Below are 18,995 nucleotides of genomic sequence, written 5' to 3' on the forward strand. Positions count from 1 at the left end.
ACGATAGAAAGGAGGAGCAGGATGTATCTAAAACGGTTGGAGATGGCAGGTTTCAAATCTTTTGCTGATCGGACGGAATTAGAGTTTGTTCCGGGGATTACTGCAGTAGTAGGTCCGAACGGAAGCGGGAAGAGTAATGTAACCGATGGGATTCGCTGGGTACTAGGAGAGCAGAGCGCCAAGTCTCTACGTGGAGCCAAGATGGAAGATGTGATCTTTGCTGGGAGTGACTCTCGTAAGCCGGTCGGGTTCTGTGAAGTCTCCATGACGTTCGATAACGGAGATCGTAAGTTACCAGTCGATTTTACCGAAGTAACGGTTACCCGACGTGTATACCGATCGGGGGAGAGTGAGTATCTTTTAAATAAACGACCTTGTCGTCTAAAAGATATTAATGAGCTATTCATGGATACAGGAATCGGAAAAGAAGCCTATTCTATGATCGGTCAAGGGAAAATCGAAGAAATTCTCAGCTCCAAATCAGAGGATCGTAGAGCAATCTTTGAGGAAGCCGCAGGAATTGTGAAATATAAGGCACGCAAAAAAGAGGCAGAAAAGAAGTTAGAAGTAACAGAGGGAAATCTGGCGAGGATTCACGATCTCGTCCACGAGCTACAGACACAGAAAGCTCCTTTGGAGGAACAGGCAGAAAAAGCGGAATCATATCGTCAGTTAAAGGATGAATTAAAGCAAGTCGAGATTTCTTTATATGTACATAAAATCGAGTCTGTTCATACTGCTTGGCAACAAGCTAGCGAAAAAGTCAAAACTACCAATGAAGAGCAGGTAGTTATGGCAGCGGAATTGAGTAAACAAGAAGTAAAGCTAGAAGAGATCAAGCATTCTTTAAGTGAATCAGAAGGGGCTTGGGAGCAAGTTCAAGGCGAACTTCTACGAGTGAGTGAAGAGTTGGAAAAGCTGGAGGGACAGCGAGACGTTTGGATCGAACGGTCTAAAAACCGAGAGCAGTCACTCGCACAACTCCAAGAGCGAATTGTTTACCTACATACGGAACAGACACGAATTCAAGGTCAAAAAGAACAAACCAGACAAAAAATAGAAGAGCAAGGTTATTTAGTTCAAGAAGCAGAGGAGCGTCTGCAACAACTCCAAGAAAAACATCTTGCGATGCCAAATGAGATCGAAATCGAGTTAGTTGCAGTGAAAAAAGAGCTTCAAAATTACCATGATCAATTGATCTCATTGCAACACGAAGAGCAATATCTTACTCAACAAGCAGAAGAGGCGATGGAACGTCGCTTCCAGCTAGAACATGAACAAAAAGAGCGTTCATCCGATTGGAGAATGTCCCAAGATCGGTTGACTGAATTGCAAGAAGAGATAAAGGAGTTACAGGAACAAAAACAGACCATTGCAAAGCGCCTGCAAATCATAGAGACCAAGATTCAAGAATTGTTTCAACAAGAAAAAGAGTTACAAGGGAGGATCCGAGATCAAGAAAGCAAAGCAAACCGTCTTCGTTCTCAGTTAGATGTCTTAAAAGAGATGGAAGCAGATCATAGTGGATTTTTTCATGGGGTTAAAGAAGTGCTACAAGCTCGTGACCGAGGGATTGCCTCCCTGTCTGGAATCTTAGGTGCAGTAGCTGAGTTAATCCGAGTTGATGCCGATTATGAAGTAGCGGTAGAGACAGCACTTGGTGGGACGCTTCAACATGTGGTAGTAGCAGAAGAGGCAACAGGGCGGTCTGCTATCGCATTTCTCAAGGAACGTCGGTTGGGACGAGCTACCTTTTTGCCACTCGATGTGATTACTCCACGCAACCTGCCTGCTCATGATTTGGAACGTCTACAAGGGATGGATGGTTTTTTAGGTGTAGCAGGACAATTTGTCCAAAGTGAGCCTCGATTTGCCAAACTAGTCCATCATCTCCTAGGTAATATTATCGTTGCAACCAATTTAGCAGTTGCGAACCAGATTGCGAGAAAGATTGGATATCGGTATCGAGTAGTTACACTAGAGGGAGATATCGTTAATCCGGGTGGATCGATGACTGGTGGAAGCAGACAAAATAAAAGTAGTAATCTTTTAAGTCGAGGCCGTCAGATAGAGCAACTGCAGCAAGAATGGAACGAGAAGCGTGCTATTATCACTCGGATGCAAGATCAAGCGAACAAGTTAGCAGATGAATTAGAGAACTTACGTAAAGAGCGAGATCAACTCCGCCAAGATCAAGTAGAGAATCAGCAAAATCTTCAAGAACTTATTGGGGAAGAGCGGCAGATTCGCTTTGAGGGAGATCGAAATCAGACTGCTAGTACCTCGCTGTCCTCTCAACTTCAGCAACTCCTAGAAAAAGAAGAACAAGCAGACGAACGGTTAGGGGAATTAGCTACTAAACGTAGTGAGGTCGAAAAAAGGCGAGCTATTCTTGAAGAAGAGGCAATGGCGCTAGAGGAAAAAGCATTAGAGCAGGCTGGTCTCCGCCAAGAAGTACAAGAGGAACTGACCGAAAGTCGTGTTCAATTGGCTGAACGAAAACAAGCACTACAGAACCTAATGGAAAATAGCGAGCGTCTAAATCAAGAAGAAGTTCGATTGATCCAACAAGAAAAAGCATTACATGAAGAAAAAGAGATATTAGAGAAGAACAAAGAATTAAGTGAAGAAGAGAAAAAAGAGTTAGAGGCTTCAGTATTACAGTTGCGAGATCAGAAATCTGAGGTGCAACATCGCTTGACAGAAGTGAAGCGCGGGAGAGATCAAGCACATCAAAGTCGAGAAGATCTAGAGCGCCAGGTACGATATGAGCAAACTGCACTACGTAAAAAACAGGATGAGCTCCATCAACTCGAAGTTCGGGTTAACCGTCTTGATGTAGAATTGAATCATTTATTGGAAAAACTATCTGAGGAATATCGAATGACCTTTGAGAGAGCCAAGGAAGAATACGGTGCATCGGAAAACGAGACCCAGGCAGAACGGCAAGTTCGTTCGTTAAAACAACGAATTTCTGGACTAGGTGAAGTCAATTTAGGTGCAATTGAAGAGTATCATCGATTGTTAGAACGGTTGGGCTTTTTGGAGGCACAAGAAAAAGACTTGCTCGAGGCCAAGCAATCTCTCTATCAGATCATTGACCAGATTGAAGAAGAGATGAGTGCTAGATTCAGAGAAGCATTTGATCAGATTCGAGAGCACTTCCAAGATGTCTTCGTCAAGATGTTTGGTGGTGGTCGAGCCGACTTGCAATTGAGTGATCCAGATCATCTCTTGGATACAGGCATTGATATTGTCGCACAACCTCCAGGTAAAAAGCTTCAGCAACTTTCCTTATTATCCGGTGGAGAACGGTCTCTTGCTGCGATTGCCCTTCTATTTGCTATTTTACGTATTAAACCTGTTCCATTCTGTTTTCTAGATGAAGTAGATGCTGCCCTCGATGAGGCAAACCTAACTCGTTTTACACGCTATATGAGACAATTTGCGAGCAAGACACAATTTATTGTCATCACTCACCGTAAACATACTATGGAAGCGGTTGATGTTTTGTATGGAATTACCATGCAAGAATCTGGAGTCTCCAAGTTGGTATCTGTTCGGTTGGAAGAGTATGATGGACAAGAAAAGAAATTAGATACTGTAGCAGGAGGAACCTCATGAGCTTCTTTCAACGATTAAAAGAACGTGTATCACAAACAACCGAGTCGGTAACACAGAAGTTTCTTACTGGACTAAGCAAGACTAGCTCCTCGTTTGTAGGTGCGATGAATCAATTATTTACTGGTTATAGCAAAATCGATGAAGATTTATATGAAGAACTAGAAGAGTTATTGATCAGTGCTGACGTAGGGGTTCGGACAACGATGGACCTGATGGATCGTCTTCGTGAAGAAGTAAAGGTCCGTAAAATCAAGGAACCAACCGATCTTCAACCACTCATGGTCGAATTGGTAGGAGAGTTGATGGAGACAGGTGAGAAAAAAGGGGGTATTCAACTCCGAGAAGAGGAAATGACTGTTATCCTATTCGTGGGTGTGAACGGAGTAGGAAAGACTACCACGATTGGCAAGTTGGCTCACCGCTTCAAACAACAAGGGAAAAAAGTAGTCCTTGCCGCTGGAGACACATTTCGTGCTGGAGCGATTGAACAACTCGAAGTATGGGGCAATCGGGTAGGAGTAGATGTGATCAAACACCAAGCTGGATCAGATCCAGCAGCGGTGATCTTTGACGGAATCCAAGCAGCTCGTTCACGTAATGCAGATATTCTTCTCTGTGATACAGCAGGTCGCTTGCAGAACAAAGTGAATCTGATGGAAGAACTTAAAAAAGTCTTTCGCGTCGTAAAAAGAGAAGTTCCAAATGGTCCACATGAGGTTCTCCTAGTATTGGATGCCACAACTGGGCAAAATGCCATGGTGCAAGCGAAACAATTTCGAGAAGCAGCGGATGTAACCGGGATTGTCCTCACGAAACTAGATGGAACCGCTAAAGGTGGGATTGCGATTGCCATCCATCACGAACTAGAGCTTCCAGTTAAATTGGTTGGACTTGGGGAAAAAGCAGATGATCTACAAGACTTTGATACAGATCAGTTTATTAGTGCGCTCTTTCAGGGAGTAGAAGTAACTCAATAAGAAACATAATCAACAAAAAACCTTGTCTATTATTGGCAAGGTTTTTTTATAAAAAGATTAGAAGATGACAAACATTCACCATTTATATATAATATGACTTACCCTATTGAAGAACAAACATTTAGAGTATTATATAAAACTAATCTCCATTAACATTCTGTTAACTTAAGTTGAAAGTTAAAAAGAGGAGAATACATATGGTTAAATTTACAATTTTATTTCGACGAAACGAGAGAGAGAACGAGATCAGAGAGGTATTATATAGTAGCTATATCCCAGGAGCTAAAAAGTTTAAGGGAGTACAAAGCTTTGAGGTCACAGAATTAACAGTCAATCCATTAGCCGCTTTAGCAGGCGATGAAGTAGAAACCCCTTATTTTATGGAGGTTTGTCTATATTTTAATAGTCCAGAAGCATTAGAGGAAACTTTAGCTGACCAATATACCCTTCAAGTAAGTGAACAACTACTTTCGATCGCAGGGGATACAGTTACCGTAATGATAGGAAACAGTAAAGTTAGCAATAAAGGGGAATTGGCAGAACTCCAAAATGAACGCGTATTAGAAGAATATAAACTAAGCCGTTTAGAAAAATAAAGAAGTAGTCGCTTGGTAAAAAGCGGCTACTTCTTTATTAGCTTAATTATCGCTTTTGTAGAGAAATTATAAAATGGAGATCGTTACTCATATCGAAGTGTTTTACACTGCACCCAATCAATATGTCCTCTCATCCACGTTTTTAGTAAACGAATATAACGATATATTTGCTTATCATAATCTTCGCCGAAGCTTGGAACGGATTGTTCTAACTCACAAAAATGTGCAATTTCTTCATTGTGAATACGAATTACCTCATCTACTGCTACTTCTATAGAAAGCTGTTTTTGTTTTTTTATGGTTAGTACTAAGTTATGCACATCTTGGAGATTATGTTCTCTAGCAAAAGAAAAAAGGTCGTTGGCCCAACTAACAGTAGAGATACATAGTTTTGTCATGTTTATTAAAGTAGGATGGTTTATTACTTCTGAAGGAATATCTATTTTTTCTGTTAGATCTCCTAGATTGAGGGAGGTATACATAGCTCCTGAAAAATAACGATTTTGAATATAATCGTCCGTTTTTGGTGCAATGCTAAGATATCTATTTCTGGCTTCCCAAATACATCCATCAAAATATTCTTTTACACTTTGAATAAAGCGTTGTTGAAATTTAGAGTTGGGATGTTGTTTACGAATTCGTGTCCAAAGATCACATAGGCTTTCAGCAATGGGATCCACACCTTTATGTTTGGGAACATGATTATGATTTAATAACTCTATTAAATCATAAAGCCGCTTCTGTAGCTTTTGATGGTCTTTCCCAAGATCTGCTTGATCATTAATATCATCTAATAGAAATAACCAAGTATTCCAATCAGATACAATTAACTGTTCGTTATAGTCTGCAAATGGATAGGTATAAGCAGATAACCAGCTAAATTTACTTGCAAGGAATGCATCTCTTTCAAAATCATTTTGGAAGAAAGAAAAGGAGTCGACCCATTGATGCGTATGATTTTCAGCTTGAAGAGCGAAAGGACTAACTTGTTTAGGAAATGGCATGACTAGTCTTTCTATAACTTCCGATACAGGGATACTTTCTAATTTAGTAATATAAATCACCTCAACTAAATAAATTAAATTCAAAAAATATAAAATATAGGGAATCTACTAATTTGACTAGTCATTGGAATTTCCCTTCTTTACTAACTAAAATTCATTGTATTTTTACAATAAACTATGATTTCAGTTGCTTTGAAGCTGTAAATGAAAAATACTTGACAGCTTACTTTTAGCTCTGTATTATAGTTACCTGTAAACATTAATTCCTTGACAGAGGGGATGAGTGATTCCGTGTTAGATCAAACCACGGAAGTGAACCTTCTGTATGACTTTTATGGTGTGTTACTCACCGCCAAACAACAAAAGTTATTAGAACTCTACTACCAAGAAGATTGGTCTTTGAGTGAGATTGCCGAGCATCAAGAAGTATCCAGACAGGCCATCTTCGAAGCAATAAAACGTGCACAAGTTGTTTTGTCTGATTATGAAGCGAAATTAGGACTATTAGCGAAATATAGAGAACGGCAAGCAAAAATTCAACAATTACAAGATTTATTGAAAGATATAGAAAAACCATCTGAGGTAGAAACCATTTTGACTCATTTGCTAGAATTAGATTAGGGAAACAGACCAGAGGAGGTGAGAGACAATGGCATTTGAAAGTTTGTCAGAACGCTTGCAATCGGTGATGAGCAAACTACGTGGCCGTGGAAAAGTTGGGGAAGCGGATGTCAAAGAGGCAATGCGTGAAGTGCGGCTAGCTCTCTTGGAAGCGGATGTTAACTTTAAGGTCGTAAAAGAGTTTGTCAATCGTGTTAAAGAGCGTGCAGTAGGACAAGAAGTACTCAAGAGCCTAACTCCTGGTCAGCAAGTGATCAAGGTGGTAAACGAAGAGCTAACCCAGTTAATGGGTGGGGAGCAAGCAAAGCTCGCTAAAGCGAATAAGCCGCCAACTGTCATCATGATGGTGGGTCTCCAAGGAGCAGGGAAAACGACGAGTTCTGGTAAATTGGCTCGTTTCCTTCAAAAACAAAATCACCGACCTCTTTTGGTAGCAGGTGATATCTACCGTCCAGCGGCAATCCGTCAGCTCCAAGTGCTTGGGGAACAACTTTCGATCCCAGTCTTTAGCCTTGGGGATCAAGAAAGTCCAGTCAAAATTGCCACGGAAGCGATTGCTCATGCGAAAGCCAATGAGCACGACTATGTGTTAATAGATACTGCTGGTCGATTACACATTGATGAGAACATGATGGATGAGCTAAAGCAGATAAAAGAAAACGTGAATCCGCATGAAATCTTACTGGTAGTGGACTCCATGACAGGGCAGGATGCGGTCAATGTAGCGGAAAGTTTCCATCAACAAATGGGATTGACTGGTGTAATATTGACCAAGTTGGATGGGGACACCCGGGGTGGTGCGGCACTTTCTGTTAAATCGGTAACGGATTGTTCGATTAAGTTTGTAGGTCTTGGTGAAAAGACAGATGCACTAGAACCTTTTCATCCAGATCGGATGGCTTCCCGGATTCTGGGCATGGGTGATGTTCTTAGTCTGATTGAAAAAGCTCAAACGGCAGTTGATGCAGAAAAAGCCAAAGAGTTTGAGCGGAAGATGAGAAGTCAATCCTTTACACTAGATGACTTCCTTGATCAACTTCAACAAGTTCGCAAAATGGGACCACTAGAGGATATGCTCGCGATGTTACCAGGAGCGGGTCAACTCAAAGGGCTCAAGAATTTGAATGTAGATGAGAAAAAGATTGTACATGTAGAGGCAATTATTCGCTCTATGACGCAAGAAGAGAAAGACCATCCTGAGGTCATCAATGCAAGCCGTCGTAAACGAATTGCGGCAGGTTGCGGAAGACCAGTCCAAGAGGTCAATCGTCTTCTAAAACAATTTGAAGACATGAAGAAGATGATGAAACAATTCTCTTCGATGGCAAAGAGCAAGAAAAAGCGCAAAGGCTTTAAGTTCCCATTCATGGGATAACCCAACCATACCCTGTTTAAGGAGGTGAACTAGCAATGGCAGTGAAAATTCGTCTAAAACGTATGGGTCAGAAAAAAGCTCCTTTCTACCGTGTGGTAGTAGCGGATGCTCGTGCACCACGTGATGGTCGCTTTATCGAGGAATTAGGTTTCTACAACCCACTTACTCAACCAGCTACCGTCAAAATCGATGAAGAAAAAGCTCTTAAATGGTTGAACACGGGTGCACAACCTTCCGAAACTGTGAAAAACCTGCTCAAAAAAGAGGGCATTTTGGAAAAGGTTCAAAAGTAATGGTGCGATAAGGATGTACGGAGGTATCGGATGAAAGAATTAATCGTCCTGATCGCGAAGTCACTCGTCGATTCACCAGAGGAAGTCTCTGTAGAAGAGATTCCTCAGGCGGATTCAGTGGTGTTCCGACTAACTGTGTCCAAAGAAGATCGTGGCAAAGTGATCGGTAAACAAGGGCGAGTGATCAAAGCGATTCGTACTTTGGTTCTCGCCAACAGCAAATCTACTCCTAAGCGTATCTTGATCGAGGTGAACTAACAGTGTCTAATGAGAAAGCGCAGTCCTCAACTTATCTCTATATCGGAAAAATAGTCAATACTCATGGCATTCGCGGGGAGCTGCGCATCTTAGAGAACACTGATTTTCCCGAACAACGTTTCGCTAAAGGGAACAAACTCTTTCTCTTTTTACCCAAGCAAAAAGAACCAATGACGCTCACCGTGGAAAAGAGTAGACGACATAAGAATGTCCGCATTGTAAAATTTGCGGAGTATCATAACATCAATGATGTCGAACATTTGCGGGATGCTCGCTTAGCTGTCTCTGGAGATGATCGTCTTCAGTCAGAGGATGGCCAAGATGAGTATTACTACGATGAAGTGCTTGGATCTCTTGTGGTAACAGAAGAAGGGGAAGAGCTGGGAACAGTCCAAGATATTTTATCTCTCCCTGCAAATGATGTCTGGGTAGTCCGTTCTCAGGATAAAAAAGAGATCTTGCTTCCCTTTATTGAAGAGATAGTGCGAGAAGTAAACATTTCAGAGAAGCGGGTTACCATCCGCTGGATGGAAGGATTGGCATAATTGGCACAAATTCGCTTTGATATCTTAACCTTATTCCCTGAAATGTTCCAAGGCTTTCTTGGCACTAGCATCATCAAACGGGCACAACAGCAAGGGATCGTGGAGACAAACCTTATCAACTTTCGGGATTTTGCGACTGATAAACATCATACAGTGGATGACACTCCATATGGTGGTGGAGGGGGAATGGTCTTAAAGCCAGAACCACTCTTTCGAGCAGTCGAGTCTCTCCTAGAAGAAGGGAAGGAAAAACCTCCGATTTTGCTGATGTCTCCGCAAGGAGCGACCTTAACGCAGAAAAAAGCGGAAGAACTAGCTCAACATTCCCATTTGATTTTGCTCTGTGGACACTATGAAGGGTACGATGAGCGTATTCGTACTCATCTGGTAACAGAAGAGATCTCAATTGGGGATTATGTGCTAACAGGTGGAGAACTACCTGCTATGATCGTAGTAGATAGTGTTAGCCGCTTGCTTCCTGGCGTGCTGGGCAATGATAGCTCAGCCGTGACAGACTCTTTTTCCACTGGTTTGTTGGAGTATCCGCATTACACCAGACCAGCAGATTTTGAGGGTCTGAAGGTGCCGGACATCTTACTTTCTGGACATCACCAGAATATTGAGACATGGCGACGCCAGCAAGCTCTTACTCGCACATGGGAGAAGCGACCTGATTTATTGGAGACAGCTCCTCTCACGGAAGAAGATCGCAATTTTCTGCAGGGGTTAGCTAGAAAGCAAAGATCCTAAATTGTCTTTGGCTGTGGGCTGTGATAGAATATTGTCCGTTCCGTCCGAATGTGCGACCGAAATCGTAAGAGAAATACCAGATAACAAAGATCGAAAGGAGGAAAAACCATGCATCCAACTCTAAAAGGTGTGACTGAAGGACAAGTTCGTACTGATGTACCTGCATTCCGTCCTGGGGACACTCTCCGTGTTCACGTAAAAGTTGTCGAGGGACAACGCGAGCGTATTCAGGTATTTGAAGGGGTTGTGATTCAACGTCGTGGTGGTGGAATCTCCGAAACCTTTACGGTTCGTAAGATGTCTTCTGGAGTAGGCGTAGAGCGTACCTTCCCTCTCCATTCCCCACGTGTGGATCATATTGATGTAGTTCGTCGCGGGAAAGTTCGCCGTGCGAAACTATTCTACCTCCGCAAATTGCGCGGAAAAGCTGCTCGTATCAAAGAAAGACGATAGTCTGTTCTTTGGGGCTTGGCTCTTTGGAGTCAAGCCTTTTTTTGTTGAAGAAAAAGGTATTTTACAGAGAATGAAACGATTTAGTGGAGAAATCTTCAGGAAATTTTATTCGGCCAACCAGTATGTTATAGTGAGAGAAATGTTGGATCGAAAGGAAGGATCCTTTTTTGGATAATCGTTCTCTACCACCTCGGTCAGAGCGTTTGCGTAGCAATAGAGGCAAGACCGATTCATTCCCACCCCGTGGAAGCGGCAGGAATGAGAGACGTTCAAAACGAAATAGGGAAGAAAGCCAAAATAGCCCAAAAGATTGGCTTATTGCAATAGGTGTTGCTCTTCTATTAGCAGTCCTAATTAGAACCTTTCTCGCTGAACCTACTTCGGTAAGTGGTCGCTCTATGATTCAGACGCTTCAACCAGGTGATAAAGTGATGATCAACAAAGTAGCGTACAAACTGGGAGATCCAGAACGCGGAGATATCATTGTCTTTGAAACAAAAGAAGGAAAAGATCTCATTAAACGGATTATTGGCTTACCTGGAGATAAGATCCAAGCAAAGGATGGCAAGGTGATCCTGAATGGCAAGCCTTTAACCGAACCTTATTTGGACAAAGAGGTCGTTACAGAAGATTTTCCTGAGACAGAAGTTCCAACAGGAAAATATTTTGTTATGGGAGACAATCGTCCTGAGAGTGCGGATAGCCGAAGCGAACTCATCGGATTAATCGATCAAGATGAGTTGATCGGAAAGGCTTCTTTTGTTTACTGGCCATTTTCCAATATAGGTTCTGTCTCAAGTAAATAACCATTTGGGCATGGTCGACCACTCGATCATGCTTTGTTTTTGGAAGAAAGGAAATTTGTGATGAGTATTCAATGGTTCCCAGGTCATATGGCCAAAGCAAGAAGGCAAGTAGGAGAAAAGTTAAAACAAGTAGATATTGTACTTGAACTTTTAGATGCTAGAGCACCTCTGTCGAGTCGAAATCCGATGATTGAAGAGGTAATTGCTCACAAAACACGCCTTATTTTGCTTACGAAAGCAGATTTGGCAGATGAAAAACAGACGAAAGCTTGGATTCAGTATTTTAAAGAGCGTGGTATTTCCGTACATCCAGTCGATGCTCAAACAGGTAAAGGGGTACAACAGATTCCTGCCAAAGCACAATCTGTTCTAAAAGAGCTACTTGAAAGACGCAAAAGTAAAGGGATTGCCTCTCAAAAAGTACGAGCAATGGTAATTGGGATTCCAAACGTAGGAAAATCTTCGCTGATTAATCGCCTTGCGAAACGAACTGCTGCACAAACAGGGGATAAACCAGGTGTTACGCGTGCTCAACAGTGGATTCGCGTAGGAGGCATCATCGAGTTATTAGACACACCTGGTATCTTATGGCCCAAATTTGAAGATCCAACCGTTGGTTTAAAATTAGCATTATCCAATGCCATCAAAGAAGAGATCTTGCCAGTTGATGAAGTTGCTGTCTATGGAATTCAACTTCTATGTGAAAAGTATCCAGAGCAATTGAAAGAGCGCTATAAACTAACGGATTTAGATGGCGAGCCTCATGAAATTTTGGAGACGATTGGGAAAAAACGCGGCTGTATGCAACGTGGTGGAACGGTGAACATCGAAAAAGCAGCAGAGATTGTTGTCACTGATATTCGATCAGGCAGATTGGGACGTCTGACCTTTGAATGGGCTAGTGATCAGGAGGAGAAAGAGAATGGAGATTCCGAAGAGGCTGGCGGATCTGAAGGATTGGTTGAATCAACAGACTGAGTTAGATGAGAGTACATTGCAATTACTCCAGTCTGATGAGAGAGTAGGAGTACAGAAACTTTTACTTACTTATCAAAAACGACAAGAAAAAGAGCAACAAGAGTTTGCTAGACTAAAACGTATGTGGAAATACGAAACTCTACTTCGCCAAAAAGGGTTTCACTATATTGCGGGAGTGGACGAGGCAGGTCGTGGTCCTCTTGCGGGTCCTGTGGTAGCTGCTGCTGTTATCTTACCTGAGAATTTTGAGGTAACAGGGTTAAATGACTCCAAGCAGGTAACAGCAAAACAACGAGCGGATTTAAAAAAAAGGATTGAAAAAGATGCCCTTTCAGTGGGAATTGGCATCATAGATGTAGAATATATAGACAGTGTTAATATTTTACAGGCAACATACCAAGCAATGAGAGTAGCTCTATCACAATTGGAACCAATTCCAGATCATATTTTAGCAGATGCCGTTACGATCCCAAAGGTTGCTATTCCGCAACAAGGATTGATCAAGGGCGATAGCCTAAGCCACTCGATCGCAGCAGCCTCCATTATTGCCAAAACAACTCGTGATGAGTGGATGATGCGGATTGCGGAAAAGTATCCAGAATACGGTTTTGATCGTCATATGGGATATGGTACCCCTGAGCATTTGCAAGCATTAGAACAATACGGAGTTACTCCCATTCATCGCAAAAGCTTTGCTCCTGTCCAAAAGTATGTAACTCCCAGCCTTTTTTAAGCTTACTCTTACATAGAAAGACGTGGTGAACAGTGGCAATGGACCCACGCAAAGAAATTGGCAGAATCGGGGAAGAGGCAGCAACCCGACACCTAGAAGACCAAGGCTACCAAATCCTAAATAGGAACTGGTCTACTCGTCTTGGTGAATTAGATATTATCGCAACAGATCAAAAGGCGATCATTTTTGTTGAAGTACGTACCACTAGTAGTAAACAGTTTGGTTATGGATACCAATCGGTCGATTTTCGTAAACAACATAAAGTGCGTCGTTTGGCTTTGCAATACCTACAAAACCAGCAGATGATCGGTTCCAAACCACTTCGGTTTGATGTAGTATCGGTCTTGTTAAATGGACAGAGAGAGATCCAAGAACTACAGCATATTCCAGCTGCATTTTAATCGCTTCTAGCTATTTTTGCTAGAGGCTTTTTTATTGGGGGGATTTGGTGATTCGTGCGATCTTTTTTGATGCTGGACATACTTTGTTAGATGTATATGGGGTTCCCAAAAATCAGTTATTTCGTGTTATGGTAGAGAAAGTGGTACAAGAGGCGTTTCCAGAAAGAAAGTGGAAAGAAGCGACTAGAGAAAGTGAGCGCTTCTATGAAAAGTGGAGACACGATAAGTCTTATGTCCACTCGGATGAATATCGAAAAGTGTACTATTCCATTGGTTTATCTTCACTAGGAATCTCTCCAAAAGAGAGTGAAAGATATATTGTGAATCTACTTCACACAAATCGTTTTAAGCTATCAAGACAGATTCAGGTTACCGATGGAGGGTTGGAAATAATTCAAGAACTAAAAGAGAGAGGCTATCGGTTAGGGGTTATTTCTAATTGGGATGGAACGTTGCAGAAAGTTTTAATAGACTTGGGGATCGTTCATTACTTTGATGTTATTGTTGATTCCGATTGGATTGGAGTAAGGAAACCATCTCCCTTTATTTTTCAACATGCCATCGCTCAACTGGGACTTCCTCCAAGGCAAATTCTTCACATAGGGGATTCCTACCATGCTGACTTTTTAGGTGCACAGAGGTCCGGTATGCGTGCATTACTCCTTGATTCACTTGAGATGGTGGAAATAACAGAGAGAATACACTCATTATCGGAGCTTTTGGATCATCCATGGTTGAATGGGGAGCCAAGCTCTTAGGTTTAAGGTTTTGTTTTCAAGATCTTGAAATAAACCAAATTCACAATAAAAACAAGGAAAGAGCCATAGTAATATAAGAAATGATAAAAACGATGGATAGAAGTAGAATAATAATAAACGGAAAAAATTCCTTCATGTAGTTTACCTCACTAATAGATTGTGTTGTGCTATAAGTCGAAATATTATAATTTCATTAATGATATGATTTGATACATAAAACAAACTAACTTTTTGTAAAGCGGCGATTGATAATTTAATCTACGAGCAGGAATTCGACAAAAATTGACGAAAAATAAGGAATCTCATCTAGAGGAGGTTCTTTTTTGTATGTATTCCAAAATGTGGAGCGGTACGATCTTAGGGATTGAAGGTCTACTCATTGAAGTAGAGATAGATATAAGTAATGGATTACCTATGTTTGATATGGTAGGACTACCGGATTCAGCGGTACGAGAGTCGAAGGAGCGGGTACGTGCCTCGATCAAAAATAGTGGAGCCAATTTTCCCTTACAGCGGATTACTACCAATCTAGCACCAGCCGATGTACGGAAAGAAGGATCGGGTTTAGACCTTGCGATCGCAATGGGAATCTTAGTTGCTAGTGGACAAATAGAAGGCAAACGTCTAGAAAACACCCTTTTGTTAGGAGAGTTAGCTCTCGATGGAGTGTTACGCCCACTAAATGGTGTTCTTCCAATGGTGATGGCCAGTAAGAATAAGGGGTTAGAAAAGGTTCTCTTACCCGAACAAAATGTCGGAGAAGGCAGACTTGTCGAAGGGATCGAGATTATCCCCATCTCCAACTTAAAAGAAGCAATCCTCTATGCGAAAGGAGAATGGATACCCACGATTCAAGAGGAAGCAGCAACGGAAGAAAAGATGACATTTCCAGCGGATTTCAGTGATGTGCGTGGGCAACAACATGTAAAACGAGCGATGGAGGTGGCAGCAGCAGGAGGACATAATCTGCTATTGATAGGACCTCCAGGATCAGGAAAAACGATGCTCGCACGACGTATTCCGACTATTTTACCTGAGATGAGTGTCCAAGAATCATTGGAAGTGACCAAGATCAGCTCCATTGCTGGACTGACAACGGAACGAGGGAAATTGGTACAAGAGCGTCCTTTTCGTTCGCCACATCATACGATCTCTACTGCTGGTCTTGTTGGGGGTGGGGCTGTTCCCAAACCAGGCGAAGTAAGTTTGGCACATCGAGGTGTTTTGTTTTTGGATGAGCTACCTGAGTTTTCTAAGACCGTTTTGGAAGTCCTTCGGCAACCACTTGAAGATCAAGAGATTACTCTTGGCCGAGCAAAAGCAGTCTATACGTTTCCTGCCGAAATTATGTTAGTGGCCTCGATGAACCCTTGTCTGTGTAGTTAATTACTATGGAAAGAAGGTAGTTTTAAGAAATGGAATTCGACCTCGACTGATGCTTTTTTCCTTCCCCGTTGCTTTGACGGATCTACTTTTTCTTCACCATCAAAGATGGTATTTACTGTGATTTTCTTAACTAGTGTTCGAACGATCTCTTTTTTCTCCTCATCTGTTAACTCTTGCGATATTTTATATCTTAGGGATTTAAGTAATTCTTCAACTGATTGAAATCCTTTGAATCTATCGTTTTCTAAATCTCGAAGATGAGTTATTTCCTCGATTTTCTTACTCAGTTGATCACGCTCCGCTTGGATCTTCCCAAACTGTTTTTCCACGTCATCACTGGTTATCATTTTTTTACGAAACAGATCAAGGATGCTTTCTTTTTCATTGTCTAATTCATTCAGCTGCTTTGTTAAAATTTTTAAATCCATTTCCCAATCATGTTCGTTTTTCTTTTCTTCGAAGGTAGCTGAGATCTCCTCTAGTGCTCTGCTTGGTTCTTGAATAAAAGATACGCAGTAGTCCCAGACTATCTTCTCGATCCATTCACCATTTAGGTTTTTTGATTCACAACGATTTATCTTCTTTGAAATATAGTTCAGTTTTCCATTACATTGATAATACTGTTTCAACTTACCCTTCGGACCTTTGAAAGCTTGTCCATGGTAAGTGAGCCCGCAGATTCCACATTTGATAAGTCCTGACAATAAATAATGGCGGACTGCATTTTTCTTGGAGAAGATTTGATTTTCCTTCAATGTATTTTGTGCTTTCTTCCATAGATCGCTTGAAATAATTGCGGGAACTTTTCTCTCAATGATTTCCCTTTCCTTAGTTGATCTTTGGCCATAATAGTGGACACCCATATAGGTAGTATTCATTACGATAGTACGGATTCGCCCAGGATGCCAGATCCCAATAGTATTTTTTTTACGCTTATTCTTGGTAATTTTTCGATTATCCCTAGCGTAGTGTGGGGGGATTCCTAAATCATTCAAATGATCACATACCTTGATAGTAGACCATCGTTTTTCACCTACTAAGTGAAATATTAGCTCAATGACTTTTTTTTCACTCATTTCCGAGTCTGTTGGATCATCATTGATCTCCAAAAATCCATCATGGTTCACACGATACCCGTAAGGGACGATTCCTCCAAGCCATTTCCCCGCTCTTGCTGCACGGTTTGCTCCATACCACATACGTTCTAAGATGGTCTCTCTTTCGAGATCTGCTACCCCTGCTAGCATAGTTAGCATAAATCTACCGTTTGGATCACCTGTGTCAAAAGGTTCTGTCATGCTCTTAATTTTGATCCCGTATTTTTCTAGTTCATGTACTGCATTTAAAGTAACCCTTGCTGATCGACTGAGTCTATCTAGTTTATATATCAGAAGCAAATCAAAATTTTTTTTAGTAGCATCATTAAGTAATTTTGCTCCGGCATCCCGCTCTTCAAGAGGGAGAGTTCCAGATACACCATCGTCTTTATACCATTCGACTACATCGAATTGGTGGAGATCACAATACTTTCGTGCAAACTCTAGTTGGTTTTCGATGGTACCGCGATCTTGTTGATCATCGGTAGATACTCGAACATATACAGCTACTTTCATATGTTATAGGTCCTTTCTATCTTAATATTCTTATTATATCTCGTAGTTACGTACAAAAAAACTGCTTACTAAATGTCTTGAAAGTACTTTCTTTCTCCACGTTTTACGTCTTTTTCTATTCATTATTAGAAAAAAGTAGTTTGCTCTCTGAAGTTATCAATCACTCTGTTTCTATTTAATAGTCTATGGACCAATTCTAATAAGTTTTAATAAGACCGTAGCACGAAGACCAAATAGTCGTCGTGGATTGGAGAGGCTTGCAGCTTATCAGAGAGAAAAGCCTTTTGATCCGATTCTAATACAACAATACTTTTATAGTCTGGGTGAGGATGAGATAACTAGTTTTAAAAATGTTCCTTATCAGATGATAGATAAAGATAAAGAGAAACATAATATGGTTAGTGAAATGGATAAGGAAAGGATCGAGGTAGCCCTCAGCACTCTGATAACATTAGAAAGAGAAGTATATCTCATGAGCAGAGGACATTGTTTATCATTCAGTGAGATTGCAGGAATGTTAGGAGTTGCTAAAGGAACAGTACAGAAGATGATCGAGAGAGCAGAAAAGAAGATGGCTAAACATAGGAGCAATAGCTTATCCTTTATAGGATAGGCTTATTTTTGATATACTGAAATAAATTTCAGTAAAGGAGTCTTTATTATGTATGAAAAACAGTTAGAAATTATGGAAGATTTGTATAACAAAAGACTCGAATGCCGACCAGGATTATATCTCATGGATACGTATACTTTGGTAGATAATTTTATGGAGATTAGTGATTTTAACAAAACTATTTCAAGAGAATTTATGGATAAAAAATTAAGGGAAGAGCTTATACAAAAGCTCGATAAAAGTATTGAAATTGATGAAAAAGATATTGAAGCATTTGTTAGTGATTTGAAAAATAGATATAAAAAAGGAAAATGGAAGGTTTACAGACCTCTTTATGGATTATATTTAAATGATGATAGTCCAAAAGAATTAGGACCTTTTACTTTTTATAATTATAAATATCATAAAGAACAACTTAATTTTGAAAGAACCAAACCAGACTCTTTTGAACAAGATATGTTAGATTCGATGTTTGATGATGAAGTTGTAGTAGTTAAAATGAAAGTAGTTGCACGCGAGTCAAAAAAGGCTTTCGAATCTGCAGATCAAAAATTAAGACAATTGGCAAATATATTGAGGTTCCAAAATCCTGCTTTTGCTCGTGGACAGTATGGATTTTTTCGAAGAACATCTAATTATGAAGCACTTAGTGGAATATGTATTTCAGAAAGTAATTATTCACATTTAACCCTTAAAGGAGATTCACAGGTAAAAATAGATCTTAATGACCTTATTGAAACTGAGTTTGATAAAATCTGGGAGCTTTCAAATAAGGAAAACTTATATGAGATGGAAGATCGAATTTTAAGAGCTGTAGAATGGATAGGAAAAGGATTAGCAGATTTTAATGACCCAAAAAAATGCCTTCCTCAACTAGCCTTTGCTTTAGAGGCATTATTTTCATCTAAGTCAGAAGCAGTGAGAGGAAGACTAGCTGATTTTAGTGCATTTCTTTTGAAAAACAGTGTTGAAGATCGTATTGAAATATTTAAGTACATAACAGATTTATATGATAATAGGTCAAGTATTGTACATGGGAGAACGAAAGATATGGACGAGCGTTATTTATTTAATGCAGTGTTAGTTATTCGGGATATTATAAAAAAGTTGTTAACGGATGAACAATTGTCTACTTTTAAAAGTTTAACTGAATTAGATAATTGGTTAAAAGAAAAGAAGTTTTCCTGAAAATTTGTCTTACGATTGCCACC

General features: G+C 40.6%; 20 protein-coding genes. 18 read left to right on the forward strand and 2 right to left on the reverse strand.

The annotated features are described in order from the left end of the window. Window positions 1–21: 21 nt before the first annotated feature. The 3 genes from smc (at window position 22) to VJ09_RS15915 (ending at window position 5,197) form a co-directional block, all read left to right on the forward strand. Entirely contained in the window at window positions 22–3,624 is a 3,603-nt protein-coding gene (gene smc / locus VJ09_RS15905) for a chromosome segregation protein SMC (protein WP_044642599.1), read from the forward strand. Then, on the forward strand, window positions 3,621–4,601 hold the full coding sequence (gene ftsY / locus VJ09_RS15910) for a signal recognition particle-docking protein FtsY (protein ID WP_044642600.1): 981 nt from the start codon (window positions 3,621–3,623) through the stop codon (window positions 4,599–4,601). Before smc ends, ftsY begins: the two co-directional genes overlap by 4 nt. A 197-nt stretch (window positions 4,602–4,798) precedes the next feature. Further along, window positions 4,799–5,197: an EthD domain-containing protein gene (locus tag VJ09_RS15915; RefSeq protein WP_044642601.1), complete on the forward strand. Its 399-nt coding sequence runs from the start codon at window positions 4,799–4,801 to the stop codon at window positions 5,195–5,197. An 83-nt stretch (window positions 5,198–5,280) separates the two neighbouring features. Here the strand turns inward: VJ09_RS15915 and VJ09_RS15920 are convergent, their stop codons facing one another. Beyond that, a complete protein-coding gene (locus VJ09_RS15920) occupies window positions 5,281–6,201 on the reverse strand; it encodes a terpene synthase family protein (RefSeq protein WP_044642602.1) in 921 nt (306 codons plus the stop codon). A gap of 291 nt (window positions 6,202–6,492) precedes the next feature. On the opposite strand from VJ09_RS15920, the gene ylxM reads away from it, so the two are divergent. From ylxM to VJ09_RS15985, 13 genes are all read left to right on the forward strand, one after another. Then, entirely contained in the window at window positions 6,493–6,822 is a 330-nt protein-coding gene (gene ylxM / locus VJ09_RS15925; RefSeq protein WP_187118726.1) for a YlxM family DNA-binding protein, read from the forward strand. 28 nt (window positions 6,823–6,850) lie between these two features. Further along, window positions 6,851–8,197, forward strand: coding sequence for a signal recognition particle protein (gene ffh / locus VJ09_RS15930; RefSeq protein WP_044642604.1), 1,347 nt, complete (start codon window positions 6,851–6,853; stop codon window positions 8,195–8,197). A gap of 35 nt (window positions 8,198–8,232) precedes the next feature. Continuing rightward, window positions 8,233–8,490: a 30S ribosomal protein S16 gene (gene rpsP / locus VJ09_RS15935; protein WP_044642605.1), complete on the forward strand. Its 258-nt coding sequence runs from the start codon at window positions 8,233–8,235 to the stop codon at window positions 8,488–8,490. Between the two features lie 30 nt (window positions 8,491–8,520). Further along, complete coding sequence (locus tag VJ09_RS15940) at window positions 8,521–8,748, forward strand: KH domain-containing protein (RefSeq protein WP_044642606.1); 228 nt, start codon at window positions 8,521–8,523, stop codon at window positions 8,746–8,748. Window positions 8,749–8,750: 2 nt separating this feature from the next. After that, window positions 8,751–9,293, forward strand: coding sequence for a ribosome maturation factor RimM (gene rimM / locus VJ09_RS15945; RefSeq protein WP_044642607.1), 543 nt, complete (start codon window positions 8,751–8,753; stop codon window positions 9,291–9,293). A 9-nt stretch (window positions 9,294–9,302) separates the two neighbouring features. Continuing rightward, the gene (gene trmD, locus VJ09_RS15950) at window positions 9,303–10,043 is read left to right on the forward strand and encodes a tRNA (guanosine(37)-N1)-methyltransferase TrmD (RefSeq protein ID WP_044642966.1); all 741 of its coding nucleotides are present in this window, start codon (window positions 9,303–9,305) and stop codon (window positions 10,041–10,043) included. A 108-nt stretch (window positions 10,044–10,151) separates the two neighbouring features. After that, window positions 10,152–10,496 carry a 50S ribosomal protein L19 gene (gene rplS / locus VJ09_RS15955; protein WP_044642608.1) on the forward strand — a complete coding sequence of 115 codons (345 nt, stop codon included), beginning with the start codon at window positions 10,152–10,154 and terminating at the stop codon, window positions 10,494–10,496. 167 nt (window positions 10,497–10,663) lie between these two features. Further along, the gene (gene lepB, locus VJ09_RS15960; RefSeq protein WP_052807451.1) at window positions 10,664–11,302 is read left to right on the forward strand and encodes a signal peptidase I; all 639 of its coding nucleotides are present in this window, start codon (window positions 10,664–10,666) and stop codon (window positions 11,300–11,302) included. Between the two features lie 60 nt (window positions 11,303–11,362). Further along, window positions 11,363–12,280, forward strand: a complete 918-nt coding sequence (gene ylqF, locus VJ09_RS15965) for a ribosome biogenesis GTPase YlqF (protein ID WP_044642609.1) — start codon at window positions 11,363–11,365, stop codon at window positions 12,278–12,280. Continuing rightward, window positions 12,225–13,013, forward strand: a complete 789-nt coding sequence (locus VJ09_RS15970) for a ribonuclease HII (RefSeq protein WP_044642610.1) — start codon at window positions 12,225–12,227, stop codon at window positions 13,011–13,013. Before ylqF ends, VJ09_RS15970 begins: the two co-directional genes overlap by 56 nt. A gap of 38 nt (window positions 13,014–13,051) precedes the next feature. Then, window positions 13,052–13,414: a YraN family protein gene (locus VJ09_RS15975; protein ID WP_044642611.1), complete on the forward strand. Its 363-nt coding sequence runs from the start codon at window positions 13,052–13,054 to the stop codon at window positions 13,412–13,414. 47 nt (window positions 13,415–13,461) lie between these two features. Continuing rightward, a complete protein-coding gene (locus tag VJ09_RS17770) occupies window positions 13,462–14,172 on the forward strand; it encodes an HAD family hydrolase (protein WP_052807452.1) in 711 nt (236 codons plus the stop codon). 327 nt (window positions 14,173–14,499) lie between these two features. Then, window positions 14,500–15,558, forward strand: a complete 1,059-nt coding sequence (locus VJ09_RS15985) for a YifB family Mg chelatase-like AAA ATPase (RefSeq protein WP_052807453.1) — start codon at window positions 14,500–14,502, stop codon at window positions 15,556–15,558. On the opposite strand, the gene VJ09_RS15990 is transcribed toward VJ09_RS15985, so the two are convergent. After that, window positions 15,555–17,171 (reverse strand): recombinase family protein, encoded by a 1,617-nt coding sequence (locus tag VJ09_RS15990; protein ID WP_044642612.1) that lies wholly within the window; start codon window positions 17,169–17,171, stop codon window positions 15,555–15,557. The genes VJ09_RS15985 and VJ09_RS15990 overlap by 4 nt on opposite strands. 247 nt (window positions 17,172–17,418) lie before the next feature. Here VJ09_RS15990 and VJ09_RS15995 point away from each other — a divergent pair, with 247 nt between their 5' ends. Together VJ09_RS15995 and VJ09_RS16000 are read left to right on the forward strand one after the other, a co-directional pair. Beyond that, on the forward strand, window positions 17,419–17,784 hold the full coding sequence (locus VJ09_RS15995; RefSeq protein ID WP_052807454.1) for a sigma factor-like helix-turn-helix DNA-binding protein: 366 nt from the start codon (window positions 17,419–17,421) through the stop codon (window positions 17,782–17,784). A gap of 48 nt (window positions 17,785–17,832) precedes the next feature. After that, window positions 17,833–18,972, forward strand: coding sequence for a HEPN domain-containing protein (locus VJ09_RS16000; RefSeq protein ID WP_044642613.1), 1,140 nt, complete (start codon window positions 17,833–17,835; stop codon window positions 18,970–18,972). The last annotated feature ends 23 nt before the right edge of the window (window positions 18,973–18,995 follow it).

Origin of the sequence: Risungbinella massiliensis (assembly GCF_000942395.1) — a bacterium.
Taxonomy (GTDB): Bacteria; Bacillota; Bacilli; order Thermoactinomycetales; family Thermoactinomycetaceae; genus Risungbinella; species Risungbinella massiliensis.

Coding starts and splice junctions, on each gene's coding strand:
- smc (WP_044642599.1), top strand. CDS start 22: ATGTATCTAAAACGGTTGGAGATGGCAGGTTTCAAATCTTTTGCTGAT.
- ftsY (WP_044642600.1), top strand. CDS start 3,621: ATGAGCTTCTTTCAACGATTAAAAGAACGTGTATCACAAACAACCGAG.
- VJ09_RS15915 (WP_044642601.1), top strand. CDS start 4,799: ATGGTTAAATTTACAATTTTATTTCGACGAAACGAGAGAGAGAACGAG.
- VJ09_RS15920 (WP_044642602.1), bottom strand. CDS start 6,201: ATGCCATTTCCTAAACAAGTTAGTCCTTTCGCTCTTCAAGCTGAAAAT.
- ffh (WP_044642604.1), top strand. CDS start 6,851: ATGGCATTTGAAAGTTTGTCAGAACGCTTGCAATCGGTGATGAGCAAA.
- rpsP (WP_044642605.1), top strand. CDS start 8,233: ATGGCAGTGAAAATTCGTCTAAAACGTATGGGTCAGAAAAAAGCTCCT.
- VJ09_RS15940 (WP_044642606.1), top strand. CDS start 8,521: ATGAAAGAATTAATCGTCCTGATCGCGAAGTCACTCGTCGATTCACCA.
- rplS (WP_044642608.1), top strand. CDS start 10,152: ATGCATCCAACTCTAAAAGGTGTGACTGAAGGACAAGTTCGTACTGAT.
- ylqF (WP_044642609.1), top strand. CDS start 11,363: ATGAGTATTCAATGGTTCCCAGGTCATATGGCCAAAGCAAGAAGGCAA.
- VJ09_RS15970 (WP_044642610.1), top strand. CDS start 12,225: ATGGAGATTCCGAAGAGGCTGGCGGATCTGAAGGATTGGTTGAATCAA.
- VJ09_RS15975 (WP_044642611.1), top strand. CDS start 13,052: ATGGACCCACGCAAAGAAATTGGCAGAATCGGGGAAGAGGCAGCAACC.
- VJ09_RS15985 (WP_052807453.1), top strand. CDS start 14,500: ATGTATTCCAAAATGTGGAGCGGTACGATCTTAGGGATTGAAGGTCTA.
- VJ09_RS15990 (WP_044642612.1), bottom strand. CDS start 17,171: ATGAAAGTAGCTGTATATGTTCGAGTATCTACCGATGATCAACAAGAT.
- VJ09_RS16000 (WP_044642613.1), top strand. CDS start 17,833: ATGTATGAAAAACAGTTAGAAATTATGGAAGATTTGTATAACAAAAGA.